The organism is Mesorhizobium sp. WSM4807 (assembly GCF_055811615.1).
Genome location: NZ_JBVVQY010000005.1, coordinates 287,121 through 301,532, shown reverse-complemented (window position 1 = coordinate 301,532; position 14,412 = coordinate 287,121). Strand labels below are relative to the sequence as shown.

Below are 14,412 nucleotides of genomic sequence, written 5' to 3'. Positions count from 1 at the left end.
CTCGCGCGATCGGGTAACCGATCGTTAGCCGCACAACTACGAACCCACCGGAAAAGCCGAGGCCGGCAAACCGCATGATTGCGACTGCCTGCCCCAGATCACTCTGGTCCGGATTGAGAAATTCACCTTTCAGTGATTTGGGGCGTTTGCGCCATAAATCGACGTTGTGTCACCGGCATGTTTGGTTCATGTAGCACAAAAAGTCGGAAGAATCAAGGTTTTGCTGCACGCGCGAAGGCCATGCGCCATCGCCGCCTGTCAAGGCAGTTAATGTACCATGCCTTTTACGCGGCGTTATGCTGGCTGAAACAGCGGTCTTGTCAGTCGCCCTCGCCGGGCTCGGGAGAGAAATATTTCTCGAACTTGCCGGCCTCGCCATCGAAGGATTTGGCGTCGGCCGGAGGCTCCTTCTTGGCGGTGATGTTGGGCCATTTATCAGCGTATTCGGTGTTGATCTGCAGCCATTTGTCGAGACCCGGCTCGGTGTCGGGCTTGATCGCGTCGGCCGGGCATTCCGGTTCGCAGACGCCGCAGTCGATGCATTCGTCGGGATGGATGACGAGCATGTTCTCGCCTTCGTAGAAACAGTCGACCGGACAGACCTCGATGCAGTCCATATATTTGCATTTTATGCAATTGTCGGTCACGACATAGGTCATCGGTCGGCTCCGGGACGTCCCGTTTCTGTTAGGCTTTTTTGGTGAGGTAACGTCTTTGGCCGCCGCTTGCAAGGGGAGCCATTGCGCGCGATACCGGTGTTTCCGGAATGGAATTCCAGAGGGGCGATGCGGCGAAAGCCGGTTATGCGTCAGTCGTCGCCGAACAACCGGTCGGTCTCCCGGCGTTCCTTCTTGGTCGGGCGGCCGCTGCCGGCATCGCGCAGCGCGGGAATCACATCGGCAACGGCCTCGCCCTTCGGCGCGGGCGGTGGCGACATATCCTCGTAGAGCATGCGCGCTTCTTCGGCAGGGCCGCGCCGGCTTCCCGTGCCGAGCACCTTCCAGACGAAGATGCGCCGCTCAAGAGTGATGGTCAGGACATCGCCGGCCCGGACCAGATCGGAGGCCTGCGCTGCTTTGTCGCGATTGATGCGGACGCGTCCGGCCACCACCAGCTTCGCTGCCAGCGAGCGCGATTTCACCGCGCGCGAAAAGAACAGCCATTTGTCGATGCGCTGGCGGCCTTCGGCGACCATCGGAGCGAGCGAACTTACTTCTTCAGCTGGTCGCGCAACGCGGCGAGCTTGGCGAATGGAGAATCCGGGTCGAAGCGCACGGGACGCTCCTCGCGAGGCTTAGGCTGGAACGCGGACTTTCCACCTGGTGCGCCACCCTTGCCGTCCTGCCTGCCGCCCTTCCAGTCCGGCCGGCTTTCGCGACGATCGGGACGCTCGCCCTGCGGCTTGCCGTCGCGCCGTTCCCCTGCCTCACCCTGAGGCTTGGGCTTGAACTTGCTGCGGTCGAAGCGCGGCTTGCCGGCGCCGTCGCCGTCGCGGCGTCCTTGATGGGGGGGCCGGCTGCCTGGAGCGCCGGCCGGTTGTCCGCCGGTGGCATCTGCCGGTGCGTCGCCACGGCCATCGCGGGCGGCTTGCCCGTTGCGCGGGCGATTGTTCCTGTCACGGGGCCGGCTGTCGTGGTGGCGGTGGCGCGGACGCTGGTCGAAGCGGCCCTGCCGCCACAACAGGATGGGTTTTGGTTCTTCGGCCTCTTTCTCGGCCTCTGGAGCAGCCTCGCCGGTGGCGGCTTCCGCTGTCGCGGCAGGTTCGGCCGACACGGCTTCCGTTGCGGCCGAGGCTTCGAAAGCCGGCTCCGCCGGGGCGACCTCAACCTCGGTGGCTTCGGGTTCTGCCTCTGGCTGAGCCGCGGGTACCGCAGACATTTCAGCTGCGGCTTCGGCTGGAGGCAGTCCCTCTACCGTGACCTCAGCCGGAGTTTGCTGCTGAGCTTCTGCGACAGGTTCCGCGGGCGCTTCGACTGTGGCCTCTGCCACGGCATCCGGCTCCGAACTCTCGGCCGGCGCCTCGGCGGCTGCGTCCGCAACCGCGGCGTCCGCTGCCTTGGCCTGCTCGGCTCGCGCAGCTTCTTCCGCCTCCTGCTTGGCCGCGGCGGCTTCACGCGCGGCATTGTCCTGTGCCTCGAGCCGCGCCCTCACCTCGACTGCCGGCTTCGGCTCCGCTCGGTAGCCGAGGCCTTTCAAAATCTCTTCCATGTCGTCGGCCGTAGCGCCGAGGATCGACATCATCGGCGGCGTCACCATGAAAGACTGACCGTCATAGGCGCCGTCGGGCCGCTGACCGAGGCCCGGCTTCCAGTTGGTTGCGGGCCGGATCAGGTCGGCCAACCGTTCAAGGATGTCGACGCGCACCGCGCGACGGCCGAGATTGCGGTAGCCGGCCAGTTTGTAGAAGGCCTTGTCGAACGTGGGATCGATGACCACCGAGGTGCGGCCGGAGGCCAGCGCTTGGACCACATCGCCAAAGCCGGGCTTGTCCTTGCCGTCGTTCTGCAGCGCCCACAACAGCGTCACCAGTCCGGCCGGGGCCGGCTTGATCAGCGCGGGCACGAAGACGTGGTAGGCGCCGAAGCGCACGCCGAGCCGGCGAAGGGCGGCGCGGCCTTCCTGGTCGAGCGACTTCATCTCCTGGGCGATGTCGCGGCGGTTGATGAGGCCGAAATGCTCGACGAGCTGGAAGGCAATGCCGCGGCCGATGCCGGTGATCTGCTCGGCGTTCTTGAGGTCGACCAGCGGCTTCAGCAAGGACTCGATCTGGAAATTGACGAAGCGCTCGGCGCGCGCCGCGACCTTGTCGCGGGCTGGTCCGGTGAGCTGCTCGTCGGCAAGCAGCACAAGGCGCGGCTTCAACGGCTCGTCGCCTGCGACCAGCGTGCCGATCGGCGCGCCGATCCAGCGCAGCGTGCCGTCGGAGCCGAGCGCGATGTCGCCATTGGCCGAGGCGCCGAAGCGTTCGGCCCGCGCCTCGAATTCGGCTGCAAGCGCCTTCTGGGCTGCTGTGCGCACTGCCTTGGCGTCCTCGCCGCCGGCGCTCTGGTCGGCGGTGAAGCGGAACCCTTGCAACTCGCCGACATGATGGCCTTCGACGAGGACAGTTCCGGTTGGGCTAATTTCGGCTTCAGGCATGGTATTTTCTCTAAGGCGCCGCATGAGGACGGAAGTCCTGCGGTCTACGAAGCGTTTCGTCAACCGCTCATGCAGCGCATCCGACAATCTGTCTTCGATTTCGCGCGTCTTTTCCTGCCAGTGTGCCTGATCGGCCAGCCAGCCGGGCCGGTTGGAGACGAATGTCCAGGTGCGGATCTGGGCGATCCGGTGCGACAGCGTGTCGATGTCGCCCTCGGTGGTGTCGGCACGGCGCACCTGCTCGGCCATGTAATTCTCGTCGACATGGCCATGCCTGGCAAGGTCCATGTAGATCGAGGCGATCAGGTCGGCGTGCTGGGCAGGCGCGATCTTCCTGTAGTCGGGAAGGGCGCAGGCCTCCCACAACAGCGCCACGCGCTTGGCGTTGGTGGCCAAGGCCCGGATATCCTCGTCGCGGGACAAATGCTCGAGCGCCTGCGCATCCACCGCCGGCAGCGCACGCGTCAGGCCTTCGACCGGCGCGTTGGTCTCGGTGGAGCGCTTCAGCGCATCGAGGCTGGCGAAATCGAAATGCGCGGTGCGCCATTGCAGCACTTTCACCGGGTCGAACTCATGCCCTTCGATCTTCTTGACCAGATCTTCGTCGAGCGGATCGACCTGGCCGGTGACGCCGAAAGTGCCGTCGCGCAAGTGCCGGCCGGCGCGGCCGGCGATCTGGCCGAGCTCGGCCGCCGTCAGGTTGCGATACTGGTAGCCATCGAATTTACGGTTTTGAGCGAAGGCGACATGATCGAGATCGAGGTTCAGGCCCATGCCGATCGCATCGGTGGCGACCAGGTAATCGACATCACCCGATTGGAACAGCTCCACCTGCGCGTTGCGAGTGCGGGGTGATAGCGCGCCGAGCACGACGGCCGCACCCCCTTGCTGGCGGCGGATCAGTTCGGCAATCGCATAGACCTCGTCGGCGGAAAAGGCGACGATCGCCGTGCGTCGCGGCAGGCGGGTCAGCTTCTTCGAGCCGGCATAGGCGAGATGCGACAGCCGTGGCCGGGTCACCACCGACACGCCCTTCAGCAGACGCTGGAGGATGCCGTGCATGGTGGCTGCGCCGAGCAGCAATGTCTCCTGGCGGCCGCGCAGATGCAGGATACGGTCGGTGAAGATGTGGCCGCGCTCGAGATCGCCAGCCAGCTGCACCTCGTCGATGGCGACGAAGGCGGCGTTGGTCTCGCGCGGCATGGCTTCGACGGTACAGACCGAATATCTGGCACCGTCGGGCTGGATCTTCTCCTCGCCGGTGATGAGCGCCACCTTGTGAGCGCCGACCTTCTCGCAGACGCGTGAATAAACCTCGCGGGCGAGCAACCTGAGCGGCAGGCCGATGATGCCGCTTTCATGCGCCACCATGCGCTCGATGGCGAGATGGGTCTTACCGGTGTTGGTCGGCCCGAGCACGGCAGTCACGTCGCGGCCCGAGAGGATCAGCGGCTCAATATGTTTCGGCGGGATGTTCATCGACCTGGAAATCAGGCTCTCTTCTTCGCGTTGTCGGGAGCGCGCCCCGTGGCGGCGCGTGTGACAGTCGACACATAGGGATTTCGAGTGCGAAGCGAAAGCGGAATGTTCCGACGGCAGCTCGAAGGCTCTCGTCTGGTGTTGTCAACTGGTCCTGATTAACAGTTGGAACGAGTCTGGAACGAATCAGCTACGAATCGCTGACTCTTGCTGATTCAGGTTTTGTTCACGGCTACATCTGGATTTTTTGCCGACGAGTCTCACCACATGCTGAATCGCCGAACTGGCCCGATTCATGCAGGGCGGATGTCCTCCTTAACAGTTGCCGGTGAACGATCGGCGCAGGCCGGCGGGCATCACCCAACATTATGAAATTATTGATCTTTCCTAACGCGCCTTTACGGTTTGAGGGATGTTTTCAGCCTTTGTCGTTAACCTTCCGGTCAAAGCCGGAACGAAACGGCGACGAATCAGCGCTGGCGGGTGTTTCCCGGTTTGTTCACCCCAATATGTTGTGTCGTGAACAGGTTTTCCACCTGTTATCAACAGGCGAGGAACAGGGTTTGCACAGGCTGTGCGGCCGCCGTTAACTTTTGCGTGCCGCTTCGGCACAAATCGGTGTCACGTCCGTCGGTCGGCGCAGTCGCGCAGGACCAAACTCCAGGTTCAAGAAACGTCCTCTCCCACGGCATAGCGCTGCAAAGTAGGGCCGACGTTCTGAATGATTTCATCGTGGGACAGGGCGACGACGGGCGGAAGCCGCAGCAGGTATCGGCACATCGCCAAACCCAGCAACTGGCTCGAAACGAGCCCGGCACGTCGACCCGCGTCGGCGGGATCAGCGACCGCCGCAACCACCGGCCTGACCTGGTTGCCAAATACGTCACGCAGCTTTTCGGCGGCGAATTCGTTCGACGTCGCCGAACGCAGCAGAATTGCCATGCCAGGACCGCTGGCCGCGCCCTCCCAGATTTCGAGAAAACGCCTGATCAGCGTTTCACCGATGGTGTTTCGGTCGATTACCCGAAGTGCCGGCAATTGCAGGTCGACGACCGCCGCCCTGGCGAACAGCTCGTCCTTGCTGCGGAAATAGCGGATCACCATGGCCGGATCGATCGAGGCATGCGCCGCGACGTCGCGGATGGAGGCGCCGTCATAGCCGTGCTCGGCGAACAGGAGCCTCGCGGCCTCGAGGATTTGGGAGCGCGTGCGGTCCGACTTGCTGGGTTTCTTCGGCTGATTCTCGGTCATGAAAATTCATATGCCAACGGCCGTTGACAAATGCAATAGCTTCGACTAGAAAGTCAACGATCGTTGACAAAATGGAGAAAAAAATGTTGCCCGATACAACGGAAGTCCTGATCATTGGCGCCGGCCCGACCGGCATGGCGCTGTCCATCGTGCTGCACCAGGCCGGTGTCGATCATGTTCTGATCGACAGGCTGGCACAGGGCCTTCAGACCTCGCGGGCTGGCGTCATCCACGCGCAGACGCTGGAAACGCTGGAGCCTCTCGGCGTTACGCAGCGGCTGAGCGAACTTGCCCTGAAGCTGCAGAATTTCGCCATCCGCGACCGCAATCGGGCGCTGCTCAAGCTCGATTTCGGCAAGCTTCCGTCGAGGCATCCTTATCTGATGATGCTGCCTCAGAACCTGACCGAGCAGGTGTTCGCCGAACGGATCGCAGCCCTGGGCGGCGTGATTCACCGCATGGTCGAGGCCAAGGCGGTCGTTCAGGATGCTGACGGCGCGCGCGTGACGGTGGTCGAGAACGGCCGCGAGAAACTGATATCGGCACGCTATGTCGTTGGTGCCGACGGCATGCAAAGCCTGGTGCGCAGGTCGACCGGCATCGAGTTCGACGGCGCGGCCTATGACGCTTCGTTCGTACTCGCCGATGTTCGTCTCGACTGGCCGGTTGGGCCGACGGAAGTGTCGCTGTTCTTTGCACCGGCCGGGCTGGTGGTGGTGGCGCCGCTTCCGGACGGATCGTACCGGGTCGTCGCGACAATGGATGACGCACCGGAAAAGCCCGAGATCGCCGACATCCAGGCGCTGCTCGACAGCCGTGGACCGACCAAGAAAAGAACCCGGGTGCTCGACCTGTCGTGGAGCTCGCGTTTTCGTGTGCATCACCGCCTGGTCCGCTCGTACCGCAAGGACCGATTGTTCCTCATGGGCGATGCCGCGCACGTGCACAGCCCGGCGGGAGGACAAGGCATGAACACCGGCATCATCGACGCGGTCGTGCTTGGCCAGTTGTTTGGCGACGTGATGAACGGCGTGCGCCCGGAAGCCGAGCTCGACCTCTACGAAACGCTGCGCCGCCCGGCGGCCCAAGAGGTGCTTGAACTGGCGGGCACGATGACCGACATGGCGCTTACCCGCAGTTCGGTGAAGCGGTTCGTCCGCAATCTCGTGCTTTCGGTGCTGAACCTCAATCCATTCCTGAAGCTTCGTATCGCATTGAAACTGTCAGGCCTCAGCCGGGCGCCGCTTGCCCGCCTGCCGGCACCTTCGCGCGAGCCGATCGCCCAGACCAAGCCTGCAGCCGAACCAGGGCTGAAGCTTGTCGCCTGACAGCCGCTACTATCCGGTTCCGACGCCTCAGGTGATGTACTGGCCGCCATTGGCGGAGATGGTCGAGCCAGTGATGAAACCGGCATCGTCGGAAGCGAGGAAGACGACGCAGCGTGCGATCTCTTCCGGCTCGCCGAGGCGGCCGACCGGGATCTGCGGGATGACGCGCTCGTTGAGCACCTTCTCGTCCATCGCCCTGACCATCTCGGTAGCGATATAGCCGGGGCAGATGACATTGACGGTGATGCCGGCCCGCGCTCCTTCCTGGGCGAGCGCCTTGGTGAAGCCGATGTCGCCGGCCTTCGACGCCGAATAATTGACCTGGCCGGTCTGACCCTTCTGGCCGTTGATCGAGGAGATGGTGATGACGCGGCCGAACTTGCGGTCGCGCATGCCGCCCCACAGCGGGTGGGTCATGTTGAACACGCCGGAAAGATTGGTGTCGACGACCTCTTTCCATTGCTCGCGCGTCATCTTGTGGAACATGGCGTCGCGGGTGATCCCGGCATTGTTGACCAGAACGGAGACCGGGCCGAGATCGGCCTCGATCTGCTTAATGCCGGCGGCGCAGGCATCGTAGTCGGCCACCGACCATTTGTAGACCGGGATGCCGGTCTCTGCCTTGAATTTCTGCGCCGCTTCGTCATTGCCGGCGTAGTTCGCGGCAACCTTGTAGCCGGCGGTCTTCAGGCCGATCGAAATCGCGGCGCCAATACCGCGCGACCCGCCGGTGACGAGTGCTACCTTTGTCATGGTTTCCTCCCTTTTTAATTCGTGAGTGGCGGGCGCTGAACGCTCTAACGGCCATTGAGCCCGTTCGCCACCGACTATTTCATGGCTTGGCTGGCGCATGAACCCCGAAAATCGAAATCGATTTTCGAAAAAGGATCATGCGCAAGTGCTACAGCCTCCTTTGCACGTCCCAAGGGACGCCCGGCGCTGTAGTCTGTCTTCAGAGTGCTTCCACGCACATGGCGACACCCATGCCGCCGCCGATGCACAGCGTGGCGAGGCCCTTCTTGGCGCCGCGGCGGCGCATCTCGTAAACCAGCGTGTTGAAGATGCGGGCACCTGAGGCGCCGATCGGATGGCCGATGGCGATGGCGCCGCCGTTGACGTTGACGATGGACGGATCCCAGCCCATGTCCTTGTTGACGGCGCAGGCCTGGGCGGCGAAGGCCTCGTTGGCCTCGACCAGGTCGAGATTGCCGACCGACCAGCCGGCCTTGGCCAGCGCCTTGCGCGAGGCGGGAATAGGCCCGGTGCCCATGACCTGCGGATCGACGCCAGCGGTCGCCCAGGACACGATGCGCGCCAGCGGCGTGATGCCGCGCTTTGCGGCTTCCGCCTCGGTCATCAGCAGCACGGCGGCGGCGCCGTCATTGATGCCGGAGGCATTGGCGGCGGTCACCGTGCCGTCCTTGTCGAAGGCCGGTCTTAGCTTGGTCATGGCGTCGATCGTGGCGCCGTGGCGGATATATTCGTCCTGGTCGACTGTCGTGTCGCCTTTCTTGCCCTTGACGATGAAAGCCACGATCTCGTCCTTGAACTTGCCGGCCTTCTGTGCGGCCTCTGCCTTGTTCTGGGAGGCCAATGCGAGCCCGTCCTGGTCCTCACGGGTAATCTGGAACTGGCGAGCGACGTTTTCGGCGGTGTTGCCCATGTGGTAGCCATTGAAGGCATCCCAAAGCCCGTCCTTGATCATGGTGTCGATCATCTTGTAGTCGCCCATCTTGACGCCGGCACGCAGGTGTTGAGCGTGCGGGGCCAGCGACATCGATTCCTGCCCGCCGGCGACGATCACCCTGGCGTCGCCGGTGGCGATCTGCTGCATACCGAGAGCAATAGCGCGCAGACCTGAGCCGCAAACCTGATTGAGGCCCCAGGCGGTGGTTTCCTTTGGCAGGCCGGCATTGATAGATGCCTGGCGGGCGGGGTTCTGGCCCTGAGCCGCGGTCAGCACCTGGCCGAGGATGACCTCGTCGACCTCCGTCGGCTCGACACCGGCGCGAGACAACAGTTCCTTGATGACCACGGAACCAAGCTCATGCGCCGGGGTGGCGGCAAAGGCGCCGTTGAAGGAACCGACGGGCGTGCGTGCCGCACTGGCGACAACGATGGCAGCGGACATGTTCTTCTCCAGACTTCGAGGCATCGAGTTTTTGGAATCGTCAGGGCTTTTCTTGCCCTTTCAATGATCCAAGTCAAACCGGAAATGGGCATGTCGGCCATGCGCCGCAAGCAGGTTGCGCATCGTCATGGAAATAGCCCGTCCGTTGCTGCGCAGCATTTTTAGCCCGCCCTGCAGCATTAATTGATCCCGCAGTGCACAAAGCACTTGGAATTGCGACGCTTTTGCGCATATCCTTGAAAAGGCGCAATCGTTACCGGCAGCTTACTCAAGTGCGCCGGTGTCCCGGGAGGATGCTGATGGCCGCGAAAGACGAACCGATTATCATCAAAAAATATGCCAATCGCCGCCTCTACAACACCGGCACCAGCACTTATGTGACGCTCGAGGACCTTGCCGAAATGGTCAAGAAGGGCGAGGAGTTCACCGTCCAGGACGCCAAGACCGGCGACGACATCACCCATCCTGTGCTGACCCAGATCATCTTTGAACTGGAGAACAAGGAGGGGCAGAACATGCTGCCGATTCCGTTCCTGCGCCAGTTGATCGCCTTCTACGGCGACCAGATGCAGATGATCGTGCCGAGCTTCCTCGAGCAGTCGATGATCGCCTTCTCGAAGGAACAGGAACGCTTCCGCGAGCAGATGAAGGGTGCCTTGGGCAAGTCGCCACTGGACATGATGAAGATCGCCACGCCGATCAAAGCGCTGGAAGAGCAGACGCGCCGCAATATGGAGATGTTCCAGAACGCCATGCGCTTGTTCACGCCCTTTCCACCCGCAGGCTCGAATGGCTCTTCCGCAGCGCCGGCGGAGCCGGCCAGGAAAGAGACGTCGGAAAAACCTGACGACCTTCAGGAGTTGAAGGAACAGATCGCCGCCATGCAGCGCAAGCTCGACACCATGTCGTGATCGCCGGCCGGACCAAACCCGGCCAAAATCTCTCATCAGCAGACCGTGTCAGCGCATCTCCGCCTCGAATGAGGCTGAGGGCCTCCAGCCACCTAAAGCGCGTCGCGTTTGACCGGCCTCATGCGACGCGCTTTAGGTGGTGTTTTTATGCATGTCGTTATCGCAAAACCGCTGCACACTTTTGCGCGACATGCATTATTTCGTCGTCACCGTCACCAGCGCGGTAACGGGTTTGCCGTCCACAAGAATGGGCTTGTGATGATCATCGGCAAGTAGCACGCCGATCACGTGCTTGCCGGCGGCATCCGGACAATGGCCGAAACGAGCCTTGATAAGATCGCCGCCAAAGTCGCTGTTCATGCTGTTGTACGGCTTGCCGGGGATGTTGCAGGTATCTCCGGTGGGATCGATCTTCAAATGCACGTGGCCGCATTGGCCGACGCCGTCGCATTCACCCGCTGGCAGCAGCGTGAAGTTGCTCCTGACGATGACGCCTATCGCCTTCTCGGGATCGTTGCCGAGTTCGATGACCGAACCGGCCACCGGCCAGACGATTTGCAGGGTTGGCCGATCTTCGGCCTGGGCAGACCCGAGCGACAATAAAGAGAAAGCGAGGACAGTCGTTGCGATGATGCGAAGCATGGTAACCTCCGTTGACGTTGTAATCACTGATTACATACGAATCGCTCGGGCGCAAGAAAATAATCGGTGATTACATTTCGGCCTCGTGCTATTGGGCAGGCATGACCAACCCCACGGATTCCGGCGACGCCGCCAACCCCAAGCGCTATCATCACGGCAATCTGGTCGAGGCCTTGATCGCTGCTACCGTGGAGATCATCGAAGAGCGCGGAGCAGAGCATGTCTCTGTGCGTGAGGCCGCAAAACGTGCCGGCGTCTCGCCCGGCGCGCCATTCCGGCATTTTCGGTCGAAAACAGCACTGCTGACCGCAGTCGCCGAACAGGCCATGAACCGGCTGACCGAAGCCGTTGCCGATGCACAGTCCAAAGTCGACAGCGCAGATCCCATCGTGGCCTTCGAAGCGATCGGACAGGGCTATCTGGAATGGGCGATCAGCAATCCGACGCATTTCCAGATCATAAGTTCTCGAACGCTGATTGATTTCGACGCGTCGGATAGTCTTCGTGATCAGAATGAAACCGTTCGCCGGAAGATGATCGACCTGCTGACCCAAGCGCAACAACAAGGTCGGCTTGCTCCGGACACCGACTTCGATCATCTGGTGCTTGCCGCGCGCGCGTTTGTCTACGGGTTGGCGCGCATGGCGATCGATGGTCATTTTCCGGAGTGGCATCCGTCCGAGCCGCCATCGCTCGCCGCGCGCAGAGCTCTCCATCTTTTCATGAGCCGGATTTCATCCAAAACGCAATCTCAGGAGCACCCCGAAGTGGCTACCCGGGATCGCTGACAAACTGGTTTCACACCGTCTGTCAGGGCACAACTTCGAGTGAGGGTGTCCTCATTCATGACAAAAATTTCATGTCATCGCCAATCCGCGCCGCTGTTCTTGCGCCGCACGAGACATATATGCTGCACTGCAATATGCTTCCGTCAGCACCGTACTGAAGGATTTCGCCTTGCCCAGCAGAAAAACCGCCATCGTCACCGGTTCCACCTCGGGCATCGGCCTGGCCATCGCCCATGCGCTCGCGGCGGACGGCTGCAATGTCATCGTCAATTCCTTTTCCGACACTGCCGACGACCGGGCCATCACCGATGCGATCGCCAAACATCACGGCGTGAAGACCGCCTATATCAAGGCAGACATGTCGAAGCCGGCCGAATGCCGGGCTTTGATCGAGAAAGCAGCCGAGACGTTCGGCTCGGTCGACATCCTGGTCAACAATGCCGGCATCCAGCATGTCGCGCCGGTGGAAGAATTTCCCATCGAGAAATGGGACGCGATCATTGCCATCAATCTGTCGTCGGCCTTCCACACCATCGCTGCCGCGATCCCGCTGATGAAACAAGCCGGCGGCGGCAGGATCGTCAACATCGCCTCGGCCCACGGGCTGGTCGCCTCGCCGTTCAAGTCGGCTTATGTCTCGGCCAAGCACGGCATCATGGGGCTGACCAAGACGGTCGCTTTGGAACTGGCGCGCGACAAGATCACCTGCAACGCGATCTGCCCCGGCTATGTGCTGACGCCGCTGGTCGAGGCGCAGATCCCCGACCAGATGAAGGCCAACAAGATGGACCGCGACACTGTGGTCCGCGAGGTCATGCTCGAAAAGCAGCCGACCAAGGAGTTCGTCACGGTCGAGCAGGTTGCCGCTGCCGCGGTGTTCCTGTGTTCGGATGCGGCAGCGCAGATCAACGGCACTCATATTTCGGTCGACGGCGGCTGGACCGCCCAGTGAATTTGAGCGTGCGAACAAATCTGGCCGACAAATCAAGGGCAACGCCATGACGACGAACGGCAAGGTGGAGGAGCCCAAGAAGATCAACGTCGCGCTGCAGGGTGGCGGCTCGCACGGCGCCTTCTCCTGGGGGGTGCTCGACCAGCTGCTGGAGGACGGGCGGCTCGACATCGCGGCGGTTTCGGGCACCAGCGCCGGCGCCATGAACGCGGTGGCGCTGGCCGACGGCTTCATCCGCGGCGGCGTCGAGGGCGCGCGGCAGAAGCTCGACGATTTCTGGCGCGCGGTGGCGCGGAAGGGCCGGTTCAGCCCGGTGCAGCGCATGCCGTGGGACGTGGCCTGGGGCAATTGGTCGATCGAGAACACACCAGGCTATCTCTTTTTCGACACCATGTCGCGGGTGTTTTCGCCCTATGTCGCCAACCCGCTCGGCCTCAATCCGCTGCGCGACGTGATTGAAAAGGAGATCGATTTCGGCAATGTGCGCGCCTGCAAGTCGATGGAACTGTTCATCTCCGCGACCAATGTCGAGACCGGGCAGTTACGCGTCTTTTCCGATGGCGAGATCGACCTCGACACGGTGATGGCGTCGGCTTGCCTGCCGCAGCTGTTCCGCGCCGTCGAGATCAAGGGGGTGCCCTACTGGGATGGCGGCTATGGCGGCAATCCGGCGCTGTTCCCGTTCTTCAAGACGACTGCCACCGAGGACGTGCTTTTGGTGCAGATCAATCCGGTGGTCCGCGAGGGGACGCCGAAGAGCGCCAACGAAATCCAGAATCGCATCGACGAGATCACCTTCAACGCCGGACTCTTGCGCGAATTCCGCTCGATCGCTTTCATCAAGGAGCTGATTGCAGCCGGCCGGCTGCCGCATGGCGAATACCGCGACATCCGCATGCACCGCATCGATGCCGACGAGGCGTTCAAGGACCTGTCGGCATCGTCCAAGGTCAATGCCGAATGGGCGTTCCTGACCTATCTGCGAGACCTTGGCCGCACCGCCGCCAGCGACTGGCTGGAGGAGAATTACGACGCCGTCGGCAAGCGGCCGACGCTTGATCTCTCAGGCGAACTCGATGACGGCTTCAAGCCGGTGCGTGGTCCGGCACCAGGGCGGCGGGTCAAGGAGTTCCTCGCGGCACGCAAGAAGCCCGAAGCAGCGCGTCGCCGAGCCTGAGGCGTTTTGAATTGTCAGCTTTTTTGCAAGGCTAGATCGATCACCTTGATCAGCGCGGCCGCGGCCCGCCGCTGCTCGTCCGGATCGCTGATGCGCATCTTCATGCCTTCCAGCCCGTCGAGCAGCATGTCGGCCAGCAATTTTGCCGACAAGCCCTTGGCGGTGAGATCGACGCCATTGCGTCCGGCCTCGCTCTGGATCGCTGCGGCGATATGCTCGGCAAACCGGCTGCGCCAGCAGCCGATCAAGTCGGCGAGACTCGACTTCATGTCGAGGAGTTCGGCGCCATGCGGCGAGGCGTGGACGGTGCGCGTCATCGAGATCAGCGCTTCGTCGATGGCCCGCATCGTGCGCTCGGCAAATGGTTCTTCGCCGGCGAGTGCCGTTTTCGCCTGCTCGAGCGAGCGGGAGAGCAGCATCAACGCGATGGCGCGATAAATATCGGTCTTGTTCTTGAACTGGAGATAAAGCGCCGGCCGCGACATGTCGGCGGCACGCGCAATGTCGTCCATGGTGGTGCGGGCGAAACCATAGGCCAGAAACACCTTCATCGCGCTGTCCAGAATGCGGACGCGCTTGGGGTCGGTGGCGATGTCCTCGATCTCGATCATGGCG

General features: G+C 62.3%; 13 protein-coding genes. 5 read left to right on the top strand and 8 right to left on the bottom strand.

Features of this window, described 5'->3' with window-relative positions:
- Window positions 1-320: 320 nt before the first annotated feature.
- The 4 genes from fdxA to AC0L3N_RS09330 all read right to left on the bottom strand — a co-directional run bounded on the left by fdxA (window position 321) and on the right by AC0L3N_RS09330 (window position 5,868).
- Window positions 321-659, bottom strand: a complete 339-nt coding sequence (fdxA, locus tag AC0L3N_RS09345; protein WP_023762879.1) for a ferredoxin FdxA — start codon at window positions 657-659, stop codon at window positions 321-323.
- Between the two features lie 149 nt (window positions 660-808).
- On the bottom strand, window positions 809-1,195 hold the full coding sequence (locus AC0L3N_RS09340; RefSeq protein ID WP_123150155.1) for an RNA-binding S4 domain-containing protein: 387 nt from the start codon (window positions 1,193-1,195) through the stop codon (window positions 809-811).
- Between the two features lie 14 nt (window positions 1,196-1,209).
- Window positions 1,210-4,617, bottom strand: a complete 3,408-nt coding sequence (locus AC0L3N_RS09335; protein ID WP_473547236.1) for a helicase-related protein — start codon at window positions 4,615-4,617, stop codon at window positions 1,210-1,212.
- A 666-nt stretch (window positions 4,618-5,283) separates the two neighbouring features.
- Complete coding sequence (locus tag AC0L3N_RS09330) at window positions 5,284-5,868, bottom strand: TetR/AcrR family transcriptional regulator (RefSeq protein ID WP_473547234.1); 585 nt, start codon at window positions 5,866-5,868, stop codon at window positions 5,284-5,286.
- 83 nt (window positions 5,869-5,951) lie between these two features.
- On the opposite strand from AC0L3N_RS09330, the gene AC0L3N_RS09325 reads away from it, so the two are divergent.
- Complete coding sequence (locus tag AC0L3N_RS09325; RefSeq protein ID WP_473547232.1) at window positions 5,952-7,196, top strand: FAD-dependent monooxygenase; 1,245 nt, start codon at window positions 5,952-5,954, stop codon at window positions 7,194-7,196.
- A gap of 27 nt (window positions 7,197-7,223) precedes the next feature.
- Here the strand turns inward: AC0L3N_RS09325 and phbB are convergent, their stop codons facing one another.
- Window positions 7,224-7,949, bottom strand: a complete 726-nt coding sequence (gene phbB, locus AC0L3N_RS09320) for an acetoacetyl-CoA reductase (RefSeq protein WP_065011280.1) — start codon at window positions 7,947-7,949, stop codon at window positions 7,224-7,226.
- Window positions 7,950-8,148: 199 nt separating this feature from the next.
- Entirely contained in the window at window positions 8,149-9,327 is a 1,179-nt protein-coding gene (locus AC0L3N_RS09315) for an acetyl-CoA C-acetyltransferase (protein ID WP_473547230.1), read from the bottom strand.
- Between the two features lie 299 nt (window positions 9,328-9,626).
- Here AC0L3N_RS09315 and phaR point away from each other — a divergent pair, with 299 nt between their 5' ends.
- A complete protein-coding gene (gene phaR / locus AC0L3N_RS09310; RefSeq protein ID WP_123150291.1) occupies window positions 9,627-10,238 on the top strand; it encodes a polyhydroxyalkanoate synthesis repressor PhaR in 612 nt (203 codons plus the stop codon).
- A 195-nt stretch (window positions 10,239-10,433) separates the two neighbouring features.
- On the opposite strand, the gene AC0L3N_RS09305 is transcribed toward phaR, so the two are convergent.
- Window positions 10,434-10,880 (bottom strand): hypothetical protein, encoded by a 447-nt coding sequence (locus tag AC0L3N_RS09305; RefSeq protein WP_123150159.1) that lies wholly within the window; start codon window positions 10,878-10,880, stop codon window positions 10,434-10,436.
- Window positions 10,881-11,053: 173 nt separating this feature from the next.
- Between AC0L3N_RS09305 and AC0L3N_RS09300 the strand changes: the two genes are divergently transcribed.
- From AC0L3N_RS09300 to AC0L3N_RS09290, 3 genes are all read left to right on the top strand, one after another.
- Window positions 11,054-11,668 (top strand): TetR/AcrR family transcriptional regulator, encoded by a 615-nt coding sequence (locus AC0L3N_RS09300; protein WP_473547228.1) that lies wholly within the window; start codon window positions 11,054-11,056, stop codon window positions 11,666-11,668.
- A gap of 169 nt (window positions 11,669-11,837) precedes the next feature.
- Complete coding sequence (locus AC0L3N_RS09295) at window positions 11,838-12,620, top strand: 3-hydroxybutyrate dehydrogenase (RefSeq protein WP_123150161.1); 783 nt, start codon at window positions 11,838-11,840, stop codon at window positions 12,618-12,620.
- Window positions 12,621-12,666: 46 nt separating this feature from the next.
- Window positions 12,667-13,797: a patatin-like phospholipase family protein gene (locus AC0L3N_RS09290; protein WP_123150162.1), complete on the top strand. Its 1,131-nt coding sequence runs from the start codon at window positions 12,667-12,669 to the stop codon at window positions 13,795-13,797.
- A 14-nt stretch (window positions 13,798-13,811) separates the two neighbouring features.
- On the opposite strand, the gene AC0L3N_RS09285 is transcribed toward AC0L3N_RS09290, so the two are convergent.
- Window positions 13,812-14,408, bottom strand: coding sequence for a TetR/AcrR family transcriptional regulator (locus AC0L3N_RS09285; protein WP_123150163.1), 597 nt, complete (start codon window positions 14,406-14,408; stop codon window positions 13,812-13,814).
- Window positions 14,409-14,412: the final 4 nt, after the last annotated feature.

Coding starts and splice junctions, on each gene's coding strand:
- AC0L3N_RS09325 (WP_473547232.1), top strand. CDS start 5,952: ATGTTGCCCGATACAACGGAAGTCCTGATCATTGGCGCCGGCCCGACC.
- AC0L3N_RS09305 (WP_123150159.1), bottom strand. CDS start 10,880: ATGCTTCGCATCATCGCAACGACTGTCCTCGCTTTCTCTTTATTGTCG.
- AC0L3N_RS09340 (WP_123150155.1), bottom strand. CDS start 1,195: ATGGTCGCCGAAGGCCGCCAGCGCATCGACAAATGGCTGTTCTTTTCG.
- AC0L3N_RS09290 (WP_123150162.1), top strand. CDS start 12,667: ATGACGACGAACGGCAAGGTGGAGGAGCCCAAGAAGATCAACGTCGCG.
- AC0L3N_RS09315 (WP_473547230.1), bottom strand. CDS start 9,327: ATGTCCGCTGCCATCGTTGTCGCCAGTGCGGCACGCACGCCCGTCGGT.
- phbB (WP_065011280.1), bottom strand. CDS start 7,949: ATGACAAAGGTAGCACTCGTCACCGGCGGGTCGCGCGGTATTGGCGCC.
- fdxA (WP_023762879.1), bottom strand. CDS start 659: ATGACCTATGTCGTGACCGACAATTGCATAAAATGCAAATATATGGAC.
- AC0L3N_RS09285 (WP_123150163.1), bottom strand. CDS start 14,408: ATGATCGAGATCGAGGACATCGCCACCGACCCCAAGCGCGTCCGCATT.
- AC0L3N_RS09330 (WP_473547234.1), bottom strand. CDS start 5,868: ATGACCGAGAATCAGCCGAAGAAACCCAGCAAGTCGGACCGCACGCGC.
- phaR (WP_123150291.1), top strand. CDS start 9,627: ATGGCCGCGAAAGACGAACCGATTATCATCAAAAAATATGCCAATCGC.
- AC0L3N_RS09335 (WP_473547236.1), bottom strand. CDS start 4,617: ATGAACATCCCGCCGAAACATATTGAGCCGCTGATCCTCTCGGGCCGC.